Consider the following 16,943-nt stretch of genomic DNA (forward strand, 5'->3'; position numbering starts at 1 on the left):
TCCGGGGTGACGATCTAGATTGCTCCCGTGGAGGAAAACGAGGATGTCCTAGTAAGTGTGAGCAACCGCGTCGGCCACCTCACCCTCAACCGGCCCAAGGCCATCAACTCGCTGACCCATCCGATGGTCACCGCGATCTCGGCGGCGCTCACCGCGTGGCAGGACGACGACGACGTCCGTGCCGTCGTCGTGACCGGGGCGGGAGACCGGGGCCTGTGCGCCGGCGGCGACGTCGTCGCGATCTACCACTCGGCCAAGGCCGACGGCGCCGAGGCTCGTAGCTTCTGGCATGACGAGTACCTGCTGAACTCCTTCATCGGCCGCTACCCGAAGCCGTACGTCGCGGTCATGAACGGCATCACGATGGGCGGCGGCGTCGGGATCAGCGCCCACGGCAGCGTCCGCGTGGTCACCGAGACCACCAAGATGGCGATGCCCGAAGTCGGCATCGGGTTCATCCCCGACGTCGGCGGCAACTTCATCCTGTCGCGGGCGCCCGGCCTGCTCGGCGTGCATGCCGCGCTGACGGGCGCCCCGTTCAGCGGCGCGGACGCCATCGCGATGGGCTTCGCCGATCACTTCGTCCCCCACGACGACCTGGAGGCATTCCTCGGTGCCGTGGAAGCCGACGGGGTCGACCACGCGGTCGCCGCGTTCGCGCATCAGCCACCGCCGAGCACGCTGCTCGCCCAGCGCGACTGGATCGACGAGTGCTATGCCGGTGCGACCGTCGCCGACATCGTCGACGCACTGCGCCGTCACGGGGAGGGGCCGGCCGACGACGCCGCCGACCTCATCACGTCCCGCTCTCCGCTGGCCCTGTCGGTCGCACTGGAGGCCGTGCGCCGGGCCGCGTCGCTGACCACACTGGAAGACGTGCTGCGCCAGGAGTTCCGAACCTCCTGCGCGGCGTTGCGTTCCCATGATCTGGTGGAGGGCATCCGGGCGCAGCTCATCGACAAGGACCGCAACCCGCAGTGGTCGCCGGCGTCGTTCGACGCCGTGATCGCCGCGGACGTCGACGCGTACTTCGCCTCCGCCGACCCCGATCTGACCTTCGACCAGGAGCAGCCATGACCGCAGAGAACTACGAGACCATCCTCGTCGCCCGCGACGGCCGGGTCGCCACGATCACGTTGAACCGGCCCAAGGCGCTCAACGCGCTCAACAGCCAGGTCATGACCGAAGTGACCACAGCCGCAGCCGAACTCGACGCCGACCCGGGCGTCGGCGCGATCATCGTCACCGGCAACGAGAAGGCGTTCGCGGCCGGGGCGGACATCAAGGAGATGGCGAACCTGTCGTTCGCCGACGTCTTCTCCTCCGACTTCTTCGCGGCCTGGGGCAGATTCGCGGCCACCCGCACCCCGACCATCGCGGCGGTGGCCGGGTACGCACTGGGCGGCGGCTGCGAGCTGGCGATGATGTGCGACATCCTGATCGCCGCCGACAGCGCCAAGTTCGGCCAGCCCGAGATCAAGCTCGGTGTGCTGCCGGGGATGGGCGGCTCCCAGCGGCTGACGCGCGCGATCGGCAAAGCCAAGGCGATGGACCTGATCCTGACCGGCCGCAACATGGGCGCCGAGGAGGCCGAGCGCGCCGGGCTGGTGTCCCGCGTCGTCCCGGCCGACACCCTGCTCGAGGAGGCCCGTTCGGTCGCGCAGACGATCGCCGGTATGTCGCTGTCCGCGTCGCGGATGGCCAAGGAGGCGGTCAACCGCGCGTTCGAATCCACCCTGGCGGAGGGCTTGCTCTACGAGCGCCGGCTGTTCCACTCGGCGTTCGCCACCGACGACCAGACCGAGGGCATGGCCGCCTTCACCGAGAAGCGTTCGCCGAACTTCACGCACCGCTAAAGTGCCCTGGTGACCGATACCGTCCCCGCGACCGAGGTGGAGGCGCCGGCGCCGGCGCCCCGCAAGCCGTGGTGGGTCCGGCGCTACACGTTCACCGGCACCGCCGTGGGTCTGGTCCTGCTGTGGCTGTCGATGACGCCGTCGCTGCTGCCCCGCGGCCCGCTGTTCCAGGGCCTCGTCAGCGGCGGCGCGGGCGCGATCGGGTACGGCATCGGCGTGTTCGCGGTGTGGCTGGGGCGCTACATGGCGTCGAAGGACTCCAGCCCGCCGGCGCCGCGCTGGGCCTGGTGGGTGCTGCTGGTCGTCGGCGTCATCGGGCTGGTGCTGGCGATCGTCTGGTTCCACGAATGGCAGGACGACGTCCGCGATCTGATGGGCGTCCCGCGGTTGACGCTGGGCGATTACCCGTTGGCCGCGGCGATCTCGGTCGTCACGCTGTTCGTGTTCGTCGAAATCGGGCAGTTGATCGGCAGACTGGTGCGCTACCTCGTCCGTCAGCTCAATCGTGTTGCCCCGCCCCGGGTTTCGGCGGTCATCGTGGTGACGCTGTTGCTGGCGTTGACGGTCGCGCTGCTCAACGGCGTGGTGGTGCGGTTCGCGATGAGCACCATCAACAAGACGTTCGCGGCGGTCAACGACGAGACCGATCCCGACAACGCGCCGCCGGACACCGCGCTGCGCTCGGGTGGTCCCGAATCGCTGGTGAGTTGGGAGTCGCTGGGCCATCAGGGCCGCATCTTCATCTCCGGCGGTCCGTCGGTGGAGAAGCTCAGCGCGTTCAACGGCCGCCCGGCCACCGAGCCGATCCGCGCCTACGCCGGCCTGAATTCCGCGGACGGTATCAAGGCCACCGCACAGTTGGCGGCGTTGGAGCTCCAGCGCACCGGCGGACTCGACCGGGCCGTGGTTGCGGTCGCGACCACCACCGGGACGGGATGGATCAACGAGGCGGAGGCCTCGGCGCTGGAGTACATGTACAACGGCAACACCGCGATCGTGTCGATGCAGTACTCCTTCCTGCCCAGCTGGCTGTCCTTCCTCGTCGACAAGGAGAACGCCCGGCAGGCGGGGCAGGCCCTGTTCGAGGCGGTCGACGAGCTGATCCGCGAGATGCCCGAAGCCCGGCGGCCCAAGCTGGTGGTGTTCGGGGAGAGCCTCGGCTCGTTCGGCGGTGAGGCGCCGTTCCTCGCGTTGAACAATCTGATCGCCCGCACCGACGGCGCGCTGTTCAGTGGGCCCACGTTCAACAACACGATCTGGACCGACCTGACCCACAACCGCGACCCCGGGTCTCCGGAGTGGCTCCCGATCTACGACAAGGGCGCCAACGTCCGCTTCGTGGCCGAGCCGAAAGACCTGCAGCGTCCGCACGATCCGTGGGAGCAGCCGCGTGCGGTGTACCTGCAGCACGCCTCGGATCCGATCGCGTGGTGGAACCCGGATCTGCTGTTCGCTCAACCGGATTGGCTGCGGGAACCGCGTGGTTACGACGTCTCCCCCGACATGGAGTGGATTCCTGTTGTGACGTTCCTGCAGGTGTCGGCCGACATGGCCGTCGCGGTCAACGTACCCGACGGGCACGGCCACGTGTATGTCCGCGACGTGGCCGACGCGTGGGCGTCGATCCTGTTGCCGCCGGGGTGGTCTCAGGAGAAGACGGAGCGGTTGCGGCCGCTCCTGCGGTCCGACGAGAACAGCTAGTAGACCAGCACGCCCTTGAGCGCGTGGTAGCCGCCGATGACGTCGGTGGCGCGGTGCAGTCCGATCTCCTGCAGAGCCGCGGCCGCGAGGCTGGAGGTGTAGCCCTCCGAGCAGAGCACCACCCACTCGACGTCGTCGTCGACGGCCTCCGGCAGCCGGGCGTCGCTGGTGGGGTCGAGGCGCCACTCGAGCACGTTGCGCTCCACGATCAGCGCGGTGGGCACCTCCCCCTCGATCGCGCGCTGCGCGGCGGGTCGGATGTCGACGAGGATCGCGCCGCGGCGCAGCGCGGCCGGGAGCTCGTCGGCGGACAACCGGTTGATCTTCGTGCGTGCGTTCTCCAGAACCACGTCGATGCGGCTGCCCATCTACTTTCCCTCCGGCTGGTCGGTCAATTCGGTTCGCTTGCGGCGCAACGTGTTGCGTTCGGAGACCTCGTAGTAGGACATCGCGGTCAGCGGCGGGGAGTAGGCGTGCACGCTCAAGGTGGGAGCGGGTCCGGCGACGCTGATCGTGTCGCGGGCCCAGACCACATCATGCACCCAGCCGAGTGGGAACGCGGCCTGGTCCCCCGCCGCGAGCCGGCGGTGCCGCAGCTGCTCGCCGTCCCATCGGGTCTCCTGCAGCGCACCCGACACCACCGTCAGCGCGCCGAGGGAGCCGCCGTGGTCGTGCAGTTCGGTCGAGCGGTCGGGCACCCAGCTGATCAGCCACACGTCGAGCTCGTCGTCGCCGTGCAGCCGGGTGAACCAGCGCTCGGTGGTGGGTGTTCCGCCGGCCGGCAGTAGCCGGTCGTACCGCCCGCCCAGTACGTCGGCGGCGTAGCGGTCGGTGGCGTGCAGCAGGTCGGCAGGGCGCAGCCGGGTAGGCGCGAGAACCATGGGGATACTCCAGGAAGGGACGAACGGGTGGGAGGGGTCGGCGTCAGGCCGGACAACACTCCAACGACGTCTCGTTCATCACGGGGCCAGTGTTCCACAGAGTTTCGCCGTCCCGCCAGGGCCGGCAGATAACCTCACGGTGAATCTGAATACCCGCAGTTCGGCGCCCGCGGCCGGTTGCCTACATTGGCGGCATGCCCAGTCCTGTTGTCCGGGTCGCCGCTGTCGCCGTCGCGGGCGTGCTGTCCTGCGCCGGATGTTCCTCGGCTCCCGAGCCCGCGGCCCCGTCGTCGTCCACGCCCGAGGCCTCGTCGTCGGCGGCGGCGTCGCCGACGCCGTCGCCGTCGCTGGCGCCCGACGCGGTCGCCGTCTCCCCGGGCGGCGTCACCACCAAGGTGGGCGCGCCCGCCGAGTCCACCGAGGACGACTACTTCCAGGCCTGCACCGCCGCGCGGACGTGGATGGACCAGCGCGGCGGTGACCCGAAAACACAGATCGAGCCGTATCTGAAGATGCTGCAGAGCGCGCCGACGGTGGGTCCCGGCGACTTCGACAAGAAGTGGTCGGAGCTGTCGGCCGGGCAGCAGTCCGCGGTGATCGTCGCGGTGGAGGCCGCCGCCGACGCGCTGTGCGGATGACCGTCAGGCGTCGATGCCCCACACCAGGCAGAACGGGTGACCCGCGGGGTCGCGGAACACGCGGAAATGGTCCTCCCCCTCGGCGTCGGTGACGCGCGTGCCACCCAGCCGGAGCACCTCACGCTCAGCGACGTCGACGTCCTCGACGACGACGTCGAGGTGGATCTGCTGAGAGGCGTGGGCGTCGGGGAACCGGGGCGGCCGGTGCTCGGGTGAGAGCTGGAACGCCAGCCGGCGCCCCGACGGGTCGGTGACGACGACCCAGTCCGGCTCCTCCTCGGTGACGGCGCCGCCCAGCACCTCGGCCCAGAAGGCCGCCAACCCCTGCGGGTCGGGGCAGTCGACGACGACAGAACGCAGTTGTCCGATCATGAGTGACAGGGTTGCCCGTCAGCGCCGAATCTCACGCGCCAGAATGAGCGCATGCGGGTCGCATTGGCTCTGGGCAGCGGGGGTGCGCGCGGTTACGCCCACATCGGCGTGATCAACGAACTTCACGACCGCGGCCACGAGATCGTCGGCATCGCCGGCTCGTCGATGGGCGCCCTGGTGGGTGGCCTGGAGGCGGCGGGCAAGCTCGACCAGTACACGTCCTGGGCGGGCTCGCTGACCCAGCGCGCGGTGCTGCGCCTGCTCGACCCGTCGATCACGTCGGCCGGGGTGCTGCGGGCGGAGAAGATCCTCGACGCCGTCCGGGAGATCCTCGGTGAGGTCACCATCGAGTCGCTGCCGATCCCCTACACGTCGGTGGCCACCGACCTGATCACCGGCAAGTCGGTGTGGATGCAGCGGGGCCCGGTCGACGACGCCATCCGGGCGTCGATCGCGATTCCCGGCGTGATCACCCCGCATGTGCTCGACGGGCGGCTGCTCGCCGACGGGGGCATCCTCGATCCGCTGCCGATGGCGCCGATCGCGGCGGTCACGGCCGACGTCACCATCGCGGTCAGCCTCTCCGGCGAGGACCCGGAAACGCATCGCCGCCAGCAGGAGTCGCGGCAGCCCACCGGGGACTGGCTCAACCGGATGTGGCGCAGTTCGTCGTCTCTGCTGGACACCAAGGCCGCCCGCTCGCTGCTCGACACCCCGACGGGGCGGGCCGTGTTGGGTCGGTTCGCGGTGGGCGACGACGAGCCCGTCACCGAACCGGCCGGTCACCTCGTGCCCAAACTGGGGGCGTTCGAGGTGATGAACCGGACCATCGACATCGCCCAGGCGGCGCTGGCCCGCCACACGCTGGCGGCCTATCCGCCCGATCTGCTCGTCGAGGTGCCGCGCACGGTGTGCCGGAGCCTGGACTTCCACCGGGCCAACGAGGTCATCGACATCGGCCAGGAGCTCGCCAGCGTCGCACTCGACACCCTCGAGGCCAGGGTGTCCGAATCCGGTTCAGACGCCTAGGAAGTCGGCGACCCGCCGGGCCTCCCGGCGACCCTGTGCGCGGCCGGCGTGCGCCGACGGTGCCCGGCAGGCCGGATCCAGCGGGTTGGGGCCGAATGCCTCGAGCGCGTCGGTGTCGGCGAACACCGCCAACGTGGACCCGGCGAACGCGGCGATCTCCTCGACGGTGGCACTTCCCCACGGCGACGGGGTGTCTGTGCCGGACGGCACGAGGGCGATCGCGGTGTCGCAGTCGGTGACCGCGGACATGTTCACGGTGCTGCGCACGCCGCCGTCCATGTAGCGCCGGTCGCCGAGGGTGACCGGCGGCCACGCCCCCGGCACCGCGCAGCTGGCGGCCACCGCGTCGACCAGCCCGACTCCCGATGCGCGGTCGAACACCACGAGTTCCCCGGTGGCGATGTCGATTCCGGTGATGCGCAGGTCGCGTGCCGGCCAGTCGTGCGATGGCAGCCGGTGCTCGATCACCGCGCGGCGCACCGGTTCTGCGACGGTGTCGGTGGCCGCTGCCACGGCGCCGATCTTCTGCAGCTTCTGCTCGCGGGTGGCGCCGGGGGTCAGCATCGCGTCGAGGAAGAGCTCCGTGATGGTGTCGACCGACACCCCGGGATGGATCTCGGCCGCGCCCGCCTCGTCGGACACCTGCCGTGCGAACAACTCCTCCAGCGGCAGGCCGCTGCCCAGTTGCGCGGCGACCGTCGACCCCGCCGAGGTGCCCAGCACCACGTCGGAGTCGAGCAGCGCAGACGCCGCAGCCGGCTCGACATCGGCGATACCCGCCAGAATTCCCGTCTCCCAGGCGATTCCCGCCAGGCCGCCGCCGGCGAGCACGAGGGCGCGCTTGTCGGCCGTCACGTCGCGAGGTGGGTGTCGAAGAAGGCGAACATGCGGCGGTATGCGTCATCGGTGGTGTCGGCGTCGTGACCGAACCCGACGATGCGCAGAAACGGCTGCCCGGGAAGCTCGTTGGCCCACGAGTGCCCGACCTCGGGGTAGACCTTGACGTCGTGCGCAACACCGTTGCGCTGCAACACGTTCTCCAGCCGGGGTGCGTTACCGATGTTGAGCACATCCTTCCTGCCGTAGCTGGCGACCACCGGGCAGGTGCCGGCGTCGAGGAACCCGTAGTCGCGCATGATCGACGGGTAGAACGGCGCCGACACGTCGAAGCCCTGGGTGCCCATCACGAGGGCGAATCCGCCGCCCATGCAGAAGCCGGCGATCCCGACCTTGCCGGTGCAGTCCCCGCGGTCGGCGAGCAGTGCGCGTGCGGCCTGCAGGTCGTCGACCGCCTGACCGCGCCGCTGCGCCAGCGCGCGCAGCACCGTCCTGACACAGCGGACATAACTCCCCCGCGAATACAGGTCGGGCGCCAGGGCGAGGTAGCCGTTCTCGGCGAATCTCGCTGTGTTACGCCGGATGTCGGCGGTCAGGCCGAAGGCGTCGTGCACGACGACCACGCCCGGCCACGGGCCCTGTCCCACCGGAACCGCGAGCGCGGCGGGGATCGGCCCCGCCGGCGTCGGCACCTCCACGTCTGTCATCGTGATCCCTTCCCTCAGCCGGCGCTCTGGCTCGCTGCCGCGACCGCGTTCAAGTCCGCCGTCGTCAGGCGGTGCGCCGGTGGCGCCACCACGTCGGTGGCGCAGGTGATGTCGAGGCCGGGCCCGACGTGGACGAGTTCGCCGTCGCGCAACGGGCGCCAGGCCGGGTCGTCATCCATCCGTTCGGTCGCGAACACCACCGACGGCGCATCGTCGAGCCGTGCGGCCCGGCTGCGAATCCTGCTGCTGCGCAACTCGAACGGTGCATGCCGTGCGGGCCTGCGACGGTCGAGGACGAACAGGTCGTGGGTGTCGGGATAGCGCAGGGCCCACATGTCGGTCGCGGTGCACAGCAGGATGTTCAGCGCGTAGACGCCCACGTGGGCGGCGAGCCAGTTCAGAGCGTCGATAAGGCCGGCGCCGACGTCGCCGCCGCGGACGCGCACCGAGGCGGTGATGAGCGCGAACACGCGTTCCGAATCGGTTTGTCCCGCAACCAGATCGGTGACCTGCAGCTCGGCCAGGCGGGCGTCGAGCACATCGAGGTCCTCGACCACACCGTTGTGGGCGAACAGCCGGCCGTCCTGCAGGAACGGGTGGGTGTTGGCCGCGTCGGGGCCACCGGTGGAGGCGTAGCGCACGTGGGCGAGGACGGTCGTCGCCGTCACCTCACGGGCCTCCCGGGCGAACTCCGCGTCCTCCCAGGCGGCCAGGGGCTGCTTGTCGACCACCGGCCGGCCGGTCGCGTCGAAGTATCCGAGCCCGGTGCCGTCGGGGTTGCGCCGGCTCTGCTCGGCCAGGCTGTCGGGCGCATCGATCAACCAGAACGTCGCCGGCACCGGGGAGCCGGCGTGCAACCCGAACAGTCGGCACATCAGCGCGCGGCTCCGGGCATACCGCGATGGTAGTCACCTACAGACCGGGCGCCGCCCTGCCGCTGATCAGCGGGAGATCCAGGTAGGTGGCGATCCCCGGCGGCGCCGCACACACCGCCGGCACCGAGTTCACGCAGTGCGCGGCCGTACCGACCACGCCGTACTCCGGTCCTTCGCCGCCGACCTCGGACTGGAAGCCCGTCACCGACACGGTGAAATCGGGGTTGCCGCGCACCTCCATCTCGTAGCGCTGCCCCGCCGGGCCGAACGACCACGCGGGGTCGAGGTGCTCCTCCCCCATCAGCCAGTTGACCGTCACCCGCACCACCGGCTCACCGTCGACCAGCGCCTCCCAGTGGAACTTCCGTCCGGCGACCTGCCCCGGCTCGATCGGCCCCATCGGGGAGTCGATGGTGGCCGTGGCCACCGCGATCTCCTGGGTGGCCCGCACCTTGGGATCGGCATGGAACCCGAGCTGGTCGACGCACATCCGGACGGCCTGGATGAACCCGGCGTCGAGCATCTTCTGCATCGGGCCCGTCAGGGCCTTGTCGGGCGTCTCACCGAACCCCATCACGTGACGCAGCACGTCCGGCGCCTCGTAGGTGCGCAGATCGGAGAACTCCTCCGCGCGAACGAAGGTCACGCCCGTCGACATCGCCGAGAGCATCAGCGGGAACTTCTCGCTGATGCCGCCCGGGGCGATGCCGGTGCCGTGCAGGGTCGCGTTGCCGGCCAGCGCCGCCTCGCGCAGCGGGGCGCCGCTGCGCTCACTGGGATACAGCCATCCGACCGGCGTGACGACGTTCTTGCCGGACCGCAGCAGCGCGATGACCTCCTCCGGGTTCGCGATCAGCGGCGAGTAGACCACCGCGTCGGCGTCGAGGGCGAGGATCTCGTCGATGCTGTCGGTGGCGGTGACGCCGAGTGGTCCGGTGCCGATCAACTCACCGACATCGCGGCCGGCTTTGGCCGCCGAATGCACCCAGCACCCGGCGAGTTCGAGCTCGGGATGCTCGAGCACGCCCTTGATCGCGGCGACCCCGACGCCGCCGGTCGCCCACTGCACGACGCGCAGCGCCATGTCGCCTCCTCGCGTTCGCTGGATCGAAACTAGAACGTGTTCTACCTTCAGGTGTACACCAGCGCACGGCGGGTCGGGCGCGATTGACGAAGGGATGGCAGAGATGAACAGAGTGTTCGTCGTCGGCGTGGGAATGACGAAGTTCGAGAAGCCGGGCCGCCGCGAGGGCTGGGACTATCCCGACATGGCGCGGGAGTCCGGCACCAAGGCGCTCGAGGACGCCGGGGTCGCCTACACCGAGATCGAGCAGGGCTACGTCGGCTACTGCTCGGGGGACTCGACATCGGGCCAGCGCGCCCTCTACGAGCTGGGGATGACGGGGATCCCGATCGTCAACGTCAACAACAACTGCTCGACCGGATCCACCGCGCTGTATCTGGCCGCGCAGTCGATTCGCGGCGGGCTCGCCGACTGCGTGCTGGCGCTGGGCTTCGAGAAGATGCAGCCCGGCTCGCTCGGGGGCGGCGCCGACGACCGGGAATCGCCCCTGAAGCGACACATCCTGGCGCTCAACGAGATCGACGCCATGCAGTTCCCCGTGGCGCCGTGGATGTTCGGCGCGGCCGGTCGCGAGCACATGCGCACGTACGGCAGCACCGCCGAGCATTTCGCGAAGATCGGCCACAAGAACCACAAGCATTCGGTGAACAACCCGTACGCCCAGTTCCAAGACGAGTACAGCCTCGACGACATCCGGGCGGCGAAGATGATCTCCGACCCGCTGACCAAGCTGCAGTGCTCGCCGACGTCGGACGGATCGGCGGCCGTGGTGCTGGCCAGTGAGGACTACGTGGCGCGGCACGACCTGGCCGGCCGGGCGGTCGAGATCGTCGGGCAGGCGATGACCACCGACTTCGCGTCGACGTTCGACGGCAGCGCGGCCAACATCATCGGTTACGACATGAATGTGCAAGCGGCGCAGAAGGTCTACGACCAGTCGGGGCTGGGCCCGCAGGACTTCCAGGTGATCGAACTGCACGACTGCTTCTCGGCCAACGAGCTGCTGCTGTACGAGGCCCTCGGACTCTGCGGGCCCGGCGAGGCGCCCAAGCTGATCGACGACGAGGACACCACCTACGGCGGACGCTGGGTGGTCAACCCGTCGGGCGGGCTGATCTCCAAGGGCCATCCGCTGGGTGCGACGGGGCTGGCGCAATGCAGCGAGTTGACGTGGCAGTTGCGCGGTGACGCGGACAAGCGTCAGGTCGACGGCGTCACCGCCGCGCTGCAGCACAACATCGGACTGGGCGGGGCGGCGGTGGTGACGGCCTACCAGCGCGCCGAGCGCTAGGGGTCCGGCCGATTGAACCCGCGCGGCTCGCGAAACGTGTCACCTCCTGTAAGCGATATCACCAGCAGGGGCGGGGTTGACGGAGGTAGACCATGCGATGGGCATGGATGGCGGTGGCGGCGGCACTCGGGGTCGCCCTGAGCCCGGCGGGCCAGGCGGCCGCCGAGGACCAGAACCCGTCGATCGTGATCGAACAACTGCGCAGCGCGGGCTACACGGTCAACATCGACCGGGTCGGCAGCGCCCCGCTCGAGAACTGCACGGTGCTGAGTGTGCGCAATCCGCAGCAGGTGACCCAGCCGGTGCGCGTGGTCGATCGCAACGGGCGCGGCCGCGACGTCGACGTCATCGATGTGGTGGTGCACCAGTCGATCTCGGTCTCGCTCGACTGCTCGCACTGAGCCCGCGACCGCTCACCCACGAAGAAAAGTCCCGGCCGGAGGGGATCCGGCCGGGACTTTCCTGCGCGCACTACACCGCGGCAGGGATTTTCTCGTGCTGCGGCTCCTGAGCGCGCGAGCCGTGGTCGTCGTCGAGCATGGTCAGCTCGTCGAACGGATCCTGGCCGGCCAGCACCGCAGACACCTTGGCCTTGTCCACCGTGTGGGTCCACGACCCGACCAGCAGCGTGGCCACCGCATTGCCCGAGAAGTTGGTGACCGCACGCGCCTCGGACATGAACCGGTCGATGCCGACGATCAGTCCCACGCCGTCGAGCAGGTCCGGCCGGTGGGCCTGCAGACCGCCCGCGAGGGTTGCCAGGCCCGCACCGGTCACGCCGGCCGCGCCCTTCGAGGCGACGATCATGAACACCAGCAGCCCGATCTGCTCGGACAGCGACAGCGGGTCGCCCAGTGCGCCGGCGATGAACAGCGAGGCCATGGTCAGGTAGATCGCGGTGCCGTCCAGGTTGAACGAGTAGCCGGTGGGCACGACCACGCCGACGGTCGAGCGGTCGACGCCGAGGTGCTCCATCTTGGCGATCAGCCGGGGCAGCGCCGACTCCGACGACGAGGTCGACACGATCAGCAGGTATTCGCGGGCCAGGTAGCGCACCAGCTTGAAGATCGACACCCCGGACACCACCCGCAGCAGCGCACCGAGCACACCGAAGACGAAGATCGCGCAGGTGATGTAGAACCCGACCATCAGCGTCAGCAGCTGTCCGACCGCGGCCCAGCCGGTCTGTCCGACGACGTTGGCGATCGCGCCGAAGGCGCCGATCGGGGCCAGCCACAGGATCATCACCAGCACCTTGAACACCAGCTTCTGCAGGTGCTCGACGCCGCGCAGGATCGGCTCACCGGCGCGGCCGAGGCCCTGGATCGCGAAGCCGACGAGCAGCGCGACGAACAGGGCCTGCAGCACGCTGCCTTCGGTCAGCGCGGAGAACAGCGACGTCGGGATGATGCCCTGCACGAAGTCCATCAGGCCGCCGGCCTCGTGCGCCTTGTCGGCCAGTTCCGCGCCTTTGCCCGCGGCGCTCTCGGACAGGTGGAGTCCCGTTCCCGGATGCAGCAGGTTGCCGACCACCAGGCCGATCGCCAGCGCGAACGTCGACATCACGAGGAAGTACACGAACGCCAGCCCGCCGACCTTGCCGACGGTGGCCGCCTTCCGCACCGATCCGATGCCCAGCACGATCGTGCAGAAGATGACCGGCGCGATCATCATCTTGATCAGCGCCACGAACATCGTGCCGAGTACGCCGACGCTCTTGCCCACCTCCGGTGCGAGGATGCCGACCCCGACACCGGCGAGCACCGCGACGATGACGGCGATGTAGAGCCAGTGGGTGCGGTCGCGCCGCTTGGGCGCGTCGGCCGGCCCTGGCTCGTGAGCCGGCCTGTTCATCGTGGTGCTCATGTGCTTCCTCCAGAGTCGATGTCGCGAAGTGGTCTGAAAGGATGGTCGGTGAGCGCGTGAGCCAGGTCACGTTTTAGTGCATTTCGTTCAGAGGAGACGCGGCGCGATGGGGCGGATGCGGGCGGCGTGGCCGCGGTCGCTGGCCGGTCAGGCGATCGCGCTGCAGGTGCTGGTGATCGCGTTGATCGTCGCGGCAGGCAGCACACTCGCCCTGATCGACGCCCGCCGCGACGGCGACGCCGCGGCCAGGGAGCAGGTGGTCGGCATCGCCACGTCGCTGGCCGACGCCCCGTCCACGGCGGCCGCGATCGAATCGGGCCGGGCCACCGAGGTCCTGCAGCCCGTCACCGAGACCGTGCGGACGCACACCGACATCGCGTTCATCACGATCATGGCGCCGGATCGGACGCGGTTCACCCACACCGACCCGTCCCAGATCGGCGGCGCCTACCTGGGCACCATCGAGCCGGCGCTGCGCGGCGAAACGTTCACCGAGACGTACACGGGCACGCTGGGACCGTCGATCCGTGCGGTGGCACCGGTGCGCGATTCGTCGGGACGGATCGTCGGCCTGGTGGCCGCGGGCATCCTGCAGAAGAGCCTGGCCGAGCGGTGGCGTTCGCAGTGGCCGGTGATCGCGGCCGTCGGTGTCGGCGCGCTCGCGGTGTCGCTGGTCGGGGTGTGGGGCATCCGCCGCCGCCTGCTGCGGCAGACCCGCGGGTTGCGGCCCGACGAGCTGCGGGTGATGTACGACCACCACGACGCGATCCTGCATTCGGTGTCCGAGGGGCTGATCGTGCTCGACCGCGACGGCGTCGCCCTGGTCAATGACGAGGCGCGCCGGCTGCTCTCGCTCCCGGCCGGCGACGTCGACCGCTCGGATCTGCCGGAGTTCCTGCGGTCCTTCGCCCCCGGTGCCCGCGACGAGGTGCACGTCACCGACGACCGGGTGCTGGTGGTCAACCGCTCCCCGGTGCCGTCGGCCGGGCGGTCGTCGGAGGTGGTGACGATCCGCGACCGCACCGAACTGCAGGGCGCGCTGGGCGAATTGAACTCTCTGAAGGTGCTCACCGACTCACTGCGGTCTCAGGCGCACGAAGCAGCCAACAAGTTGCACACCATCGTGACGATGGTGGAGATGGGGCGCGCCGACGAGGCGGTCCGGTTCGCCACGGCGGAACTCGAACTGTCCCAGCAACTCGTCGATCGGCTGTCCACCGCGGTCGGCGAACCGGCGCTCGTGGCACTGCTTCTGGGCAAAACGGCGCAGGCCGACGAGCGCGGTATCGAGCTGACCGTCACCGAGGAGACCCACCTGCCTGCCGGCGACGGGCACGCGCTCAGTGGTTCGGAGATGGTCACCGTGCTCGGCAACCTGATCGACAACGCGATGGACGCCTGCGACAAGACCGATCCGTGGGTGGAGGTGACGGTGAACCAGAGCGACACCCGACTGCTCATCCGGGTGGCCGACAGCGGAGAAGGCATGGACCCGAAGACGTTCGAGAATGCGATGCGGCGCGGATACTCGACGAAGTCGGGCAGCGACGCCGAGCAGCACGGTCTGGGGCTGGCGCTGGTGGCCCAGGTGGTCAAGCGGCACGGCGGTCAGCTCACCGCCGACGTGTCGTACGGCTCGGTGGTGACGGTGACGGTGGCTTCCGCGTGATCCGGGTGCTCATCGTCGAGGACGAGGCGCTGATCGCCGACGCGCACCAGACGTATCTCGGCCGCCTGCAGGGCTTTTCGGTCGCCGCGGTGGCGCACACCGCGCGTGACGCGATGCGGGCGGCCTCGGAGGCGGCGGCGTCGGACGACCCGATCGACCTGGTGCTGCTCGACATCGGACTCCCCGACGCCAACGGGATCGCACTGGCCTCGGCGCTGTCGGGCCTGCGGCCGGCTCCCGACATCATCACGATCACCTCGGAGCGCGACCTGGAGATGGTCCGGGCGGCCGTCGGCCACGGTGCGCTGGCCTATCTGCTCAAGCCGTTCACGTTCGCCGCCTTCCGCGACCGCCTCGAGCGGTACGCCCGCTACCGCGAGGCGCTGCCCGCCGGCACGGACGCAGCCAGCCAGGCCGAGGTCGACCGGGCACTGGCCGAATTGCGGATCGGGCCGGACCGCACCAGCGCCCCGAAGGGCGTCGCGCCCGGCACCAACGACGAAATCGCCAGGGCGGTAAGGGATTCCGGCGACAATGGGGTCACCGCCGATGACGTCGCCAAGCAGATCGGGGTGTCCCGGGTGACGGCGTGGCGCTATCTGGAGCGCCTCGCCGACGAGGGCACGGTGCGCCGAAACACCGACTACGGCAAGGCCGGGCGGCCGAAGACCCGCTACCAGTGGCGCTGAGCGCCCTAGACCGTGACGGGCTGGCGCGCCCGCGGGACGGCCAGCGCGATCGGGTCGGTCGCGAGCAACTGCGAGTACAGGATGCCGATCGTCGACTCGACCGAGAACACGCTGAGGCGCCCGGAGTAGTCGGCGATGAAGAGCCGGCTGCCGTCGGCCGACGGCGCCACACACGACGGCCGCGCGGCGACCGTCAGGGCGTCGACGATCTCCAGGCTCACCGTGCACACCACGATGACGCGGTCGTAGTCGACGACGTAGGCGCGCGTCTCGTCGGGGCTCAGCGTCAGCTGCGTGGGGGCACCGCCGACGACCACCGTGTCGGTCACCGTGGCGACGGACAGGTCGATGACGTGCACCGCACCACCGACGGCACGGTCGGAGGTCAGCGCGTACAGGGTGTCGCCCGCGCACGCGAGGTCACGAAGCGGGGATCCGACCGGCACGACGCGCTGCACCCGGGTGGTCTCGGCGTCGACGACGATCAGCTGGCTGCCGCGGTCGTCGGTCACGGCCACGAAGAGCCGACGGCCACGAGGGTCCATCGCCAGGGCATCGATGTTGGCCGCCGGGCCCTGTCCGATGTCGATGGTTCCGGCGCGCTCGGCCGTGATGTCGATGACGGTCACCTCGACGTGGTCACCGCTGGTGCGGCCCGCGTAGACGCGCTTGCCGTCGGGGCTGACGGCCAGTGCGGTGACTCCGGAGGCCACCGGGAACGTCGCGGTCACCCGTCCTGCCTCGAGGTCCACCACGGCGACGGCGTCCTGGTTGGCCGACGCGGTGCTGACGTAGGCGCGGTCATCGGAGACCACGACGGCTGTCGGCTCGCCCCCGAGGGCCACGACGGCGCGTTCAGCGAGGGTGGCCGGATCGAGAAGGGTGACGGTGTCGTCGGCCGGGGCGGCCACGGCGACGGCGCCGGATCCCGCGGCGAGGTCGCCGACCGGACCGTGACCCAGGGCGATCTCCCGCTCGAGCACCACGTCGGCCGCCACAGCGTCCACGAGGGCATCGTCGGTCACAGCAACCTCAGCGGACACACTCGCGCTGTCCTGACGCATCCGCCCCGTGGGCATCGCAAAGTTAGCCATTTGTAGAACTCACCTCCGCCGGGAACAACATCCCCGGGATCGATTTCGTCTGTCAGCAACCCTCTCGGGCGCGGTCTGAGCCGAGTCTAACGACGGAAAATCAAGGTCAGAGGTGCCAAAGGTCCCCACCTGCCTCAGGCGGGCGCGGACTCTCAGGACATGCTTAGGATTCTCTTCGTTATCCAGTTGTTATCTGCAGATGGCAATTCGGAAACCGGCGGTGAACAGCGCGTGTCGACCGATCCGCAACTGCCCGGCGAACATGTGACGAAATCGGCCGAAACACGGTTTCTTATGTTTGGCGGCAAAAGTGAGCGCCAAATCACACCACGACACACCAGCAAAGTGGCCGCG

At 69.7% G+C, this 16,943-nt stretch carries 18 protein-coding genes; 9 read left to right on the plus strand and 9 right to left on the minus strand.

Annotation, left to right across the window (positions count from 1 at the left end; all coding sequences use genetic code 11):
- Positions 1-27: 27 nt before the first annotated feature.
- From MCHLDSM_RS31400 to MCHLDSM_RS31410, 3 genes are read left to right on the plus strand one after another with little or no spacing between them, the layout of a single operon-like run.
- On the plus strand, positions 28-1,077 hold the full coding sequence (locus MCHLDSM_RS31400; RefSeq protein WP_048473657.1) for an enoyl-CoA hydratase/isomerase family protein: 1,050 nt from the start codon (positions 28-30) through the stop codon (positions 1,075-1,077).
- Entirely contained in the window at positions 1,074-1,856 is a 783-nt protein-coding gene (locus MCHLDSM_RS31405; RefSeq protein ID WP_048419801.1) for an enoyl-CoA hydratase, read from the plus strand. Before MCHLDSM_RS31400 ends, MCHLDSM_RS31405 begins: the two co-directional genes overlap by 4 nt.
- A 9-nt stretch (positions 1,857-1,865) precedes the next feature.
- Entirely contained in the window at positions 1,866-3,557 is a 1,692-nt protein-coding gene (locus tag MCHLDSM_RS31410) for an alpha/beta hydrolase (RefSeq protein WP_048473658.1), read from the plus strand.
- Here MCHLDSM_RS31410 and MCHLDSM_RS31415 read toward each other — a convergent pair.
- Together MCHLDSM_RS31415 and MCHLDSM_RS31420 are read right to left on the minus strand one after the other, a co-directional pair.
- Positions 3,554-3,925, minus strand: coding sequence for a rhodanese-like domain-containing protein (locus MCHLDSM_RS31415; protein ID WP_048419803.1), 372 nt, complete (start codon positions 3,923-3,925; stop codon positions 3,554-3,556). The two genes, MCHLDSM_RS31410 and MCHLDSM_RS31415, sit on opposite strands and share 4 nt — an antisense overlap.
- Complete coding sequence (locus MCHLDSM_RS31420; protein ID WP_048473659.1) at positions 3,926-4,438, minus strand: cysteine dioxygenase; 513 nt, start codon at positions 4,436-4,438, stop codon at positions 3,926-3,928.
- Between the two features lie 194 nt (positions 4,439-4,632).
- On the opposite strand from MCHLDSM_RS31420, the gene lpqV reads away from it, so the two are divergent.
- A complete protein-coding gene (lpqV, locus tag MCHLDSM_RS31425) occupies positions 4,633-5,076 on the plus strand; it encodes a lipoprotein LpqV (RefSeq protein WP_048473660.1) in 444 nt (147 codons plus the stop codon).
- Positions 5,077-5,079: 3 nt separating this feature from the next.
- On the opposite strand, the gene MCHLDSM_RS31430 is transcribed toward lpqV, so the two are convergent.
- Positions 5,080-5,448 (minus strand): VOC family protein, encoded by a 369-nt coding sequence (locus tag MCHLDSM_RS31430; RefSeq protein ID WP_048473661.1) that lies wholly within the window; start codon positions 5,446-5,448, stop codon positions 5,080-5,082.
- Positions 5,449-5,499: 51 nt separating this feature from the next.
- Between MCHLDSM_RS31430 and MCHLDSM_RS31435 the strand changes: the two genes are divergently transcribed.
- Entirely contained in the window at positions 5,500-6,477 is a 978-nt protein-coding gene (locus MCHLDSM_RS31435) for a patatin-like phospholipase family protein (protein WP_048473662.1), read from the plus strand.
- Here MCHLDSM_RS31435 and MCHLDSM_RS31440 read toward each other — a convergent pair.
- From MCHLDSM_RS31440 to MCHLDSM_RS31455, 4 genes are read right to left on the minus strand one after another with little or no spacing between them, the layout of a single operon-like run.
- A complete protein-coding gene (locus tag MCHLDSM_RS31440; RefSeq protein ID WP_048473663.1) occupies positions 6,466-7,332 on the minus strand; it encodes a patatin-like phospholipase family protein in 867 nt (288 codons plus the stop codon). The two genes, MCHLDSM_RS31435 and MCHLDSM_RS31440, sit on opposite strands and share 12 nt — an antisense overlap.
- Positions 7,329-8,021, minus strand: coding sequence for a dienelactone hydrolase family protein (locus MCHLDSM_RS31445; RefSeq protein ID WP_048473664.1), 693 nt, complete (start codon positions 8,019-8,021; stop codon positions 7,329-7,331). The genes MCHLDSM_RS31440 and MCHLDSM_RS31445 overlap by 4 nt, the downstream gene beginning before the upstream one ends.
- 14 nt (positions 8,022-8,035) lie before the next feature.
- Positions 8,036-8,896, minus strand: coding sequence for a class II glutamine amidotransferase (locus MCHLDSM_RS31450; protein WP_048473665.1), 861 nt, complete (start codon positions 8,894-8,896; stop codon positions 8,036-8,038).
- Positions 8,897-8,933: 37 nt separating this feature from the next.
- A complete protein-coding gene (locus MCHLDSM_RS31455) occupies positions 8,934-9,980 on the minus strand; it encodes an NAD(P)H-dependent amine dehydrogenase family protein (RefSeq protein ID WP_048473666.1) in 1,047 nt (348 codons plus the stop codon).
- Positions 9,981-10,083: 103 nt separating this feature from the next.
- On the opposite strand from MCHLDSM_RS31455, the gene MCHLDSM_RS31460 reads away from it, so the two are divergent.
- Together MCHLDSM_RS31460 and MCHLDSM_RS31465 are read left to right on the plus strand one after the other, a co-directional pair.
- Positions 10,084-11,271: a lipid-transfer protein gene (locus MCHLDSM_RS31460; protein WP_048474135.1), complete on the plus strand. Its 1,188-nt coding sequence runs from the start codon at positions 10,084-10,086 to the stop codon at positions 11,269-11,271.
- A 92-nt stretch (positions 11,272-11,363) separates the two neighbouring features.
- A complete protein-coding gene (locus MCHLDSM_RS31465; protein ID WP_048473667.1) occupies positions 11,364-11,672 on the plus strand; it encodes a hypothetical protein in 309 nt (102 codons plus the stop codon).
- 70 nt (positions 11,673-11,742) lie between these two features.
- On the opposite strand, the gene MCHLDSM_RS31470 is transcribed toward MCHLDSM_RS31465, so the two are convergent.
- Positions 11,743-13,137, minus strand: a complete 1,395-nt coding sequence (locus MCHLDSM_RS31470) for a cation:dicarboxylate symporter family transporter (protein ID WP_048473668.1) — start codon at positions 13,135-13,137, stop codon at positions 11,743-11,745.
- A gap of 106 nt (positions 13,138-13,243) precedes the next feature.
- Between MCHLDSM_RS31470 and MCHLDSM_RS31475 the strand changes: the two genes are divergently transcribed.
- Complete coding sequence (locus MCHLDSM_RS31475) at positions 13,244-14,806, plus strand: sensor histidine kinase (protein WP_082169156.1); 1,563 nt, start codon at positions 13,244-13,246, stop codon at positions 14,804-14,806.
- Positions 14,803-15,495, plus strand: a complete 693-nt coding sequence (locus tag MCHLDSM_RS31480; protein WP_048473670.1) for a response regulator — start codon at positions 14,803-14,805, stop codon at positions 15,493-15,495. Before MCHLDSM_RS31475 ends, MCHLDSM_RS31480 begins: the two co-directional genes overlap by 4 nt.
- Positions 15,496-15,500: 5 nt before the next feature.
- On the opposite strand, the gene MCHLDSM_RS31485 is transcribed toward MCHLDSM_RS31480, so the two are convergent.
- Positions 15,501-16,520: an MmpL3/TtfA transport complex stabilizer gene (locus tag MCHLDSM_RS31485; RefSeq protein WP_234714251.1), complete on the minus strand. Its 1,020-nt coding sequence runs from the start codon at positions 16,518-16,520 to the stop codon at positions 15,501-15,503.
- Positions 16,521-16,943: the final 423 nt, after the last annotated feature.

Origin of the sequence: Mycolicibacterium chlorophenolicum, from assembly GCF_001044235.1 — a bacterium.
GTDB classification, from domain to species: domain Bacteria; phylum Actinomycetota; class Actinomycetes; order Mycobacteriales; family Mycobacteriaceae; genus Mycobacterium; species Mycobacterium chlorophenolicum.

What these genes read in the sequence shown, in the direction of transcription:
- MCHLDSM_RS31405 (WP_048419801.1), top strand. Translation starts at nt 1,074, where the DNA reads ATGACCGCAGAGAACTACGAGACCATCCTCGTCGCCCGCGACGGCCGG.
- MCHLDSM_RS31415 (WP_048419803.1), bottom strand. Translation starts at nt 3,925, where the DNA reads ATGGGCAGCCGCATCGACGTGGTTCTGGAGAACGCACGCACGAAGATC.
- MCHLDSM_RS31420 (WP_048473659.1), bottom strand. Translation starts at nt 4,438, where the DNA reads ATGGTTCTCGCGCCTACCCGGCTGCGCCCTGCCGACCTGCTGCACGCC.
- lpqV (WP_048473660.1), top strand. Translation starts at nt 4,633, where the DNA reads ATGCCCAGTCCTGTTGTCCGGGTCGCCGCTGTCGCCGTCGCGGGCGTG.
- MCHLDSM_RS31430 (WP_048473661.1), bottom strand. Translation starts at nt 5,448, where the DNA reads ATGATCGGACAACTGCGTTCTGTCGTCGTCGACTGCCCCGACCCGCAG.
- MCHLDSM_RS31435 (WP_048473662.1), top strand. Translation starts at nt 5,500, where the DNA reads ATGCGGGTCGCATTGGCTCTGGGCAGCGGGGGTGCGCGCGGTTACGCC.
- MCHLDSM_RS31445 (WP_048473664.1), bottom strand. Translation starts at nt 8,021, where the DNA reads ATGACAGACGTGGAGGTGCCGACGCCGGCGGGGCCGATCCCCGCCGCG.
- MCHLDSM_RS31450 (WP_048473665.1), bottom strand. Translation starts at nt 8,896, where the DNA reads ATGTGCCGACTGTTCGGGTTGCACGCCGGCTCCCCGGTGCCGGCGACG.
- MCHLDSM_RS31455 (WP_048473666.1), bottom strand. Translation starts at nt 9,980, where the DNA reads ATGGCGCTGCGCGTCGTGCAGTGGGCGACCGGCGGCGTCGGGGTCGCC.
- MCHLDSM_RS31460 (WP_048474135.1), top strand. Translation starts at nt 10,084, where the DNA reads ATGAACAGAGTGTTCGTCGTCGGCGTGGGAATGACGAAGTTCGAGAAG.
- MCHLDSM_RS31465 (WP_048473667.1), top strand. Translation starts at nt 11,364, where the DNA reads ATGCGATGGGCATGGATGGCGGTGGCGGCGGCACTCGGGGTCGCCCTG.
- MCHLDSM_RS31470 (WP_048473668.1), bottom strand. Translation starts at nt 13,137, where the DNA reads ATGAGCACCACGATGAACAGGCCGGCTCACGAGCCAGGGCCGGCCGAC.
- MCHLDSM_RS31475 (WP_082169156.1), top strand. Translation starts at nt 13,244, where the DNA reads ATGGGGCGGATGCGGGCGGCGTGGCCGCGGTCGCTGGCCGGTCAGGCG.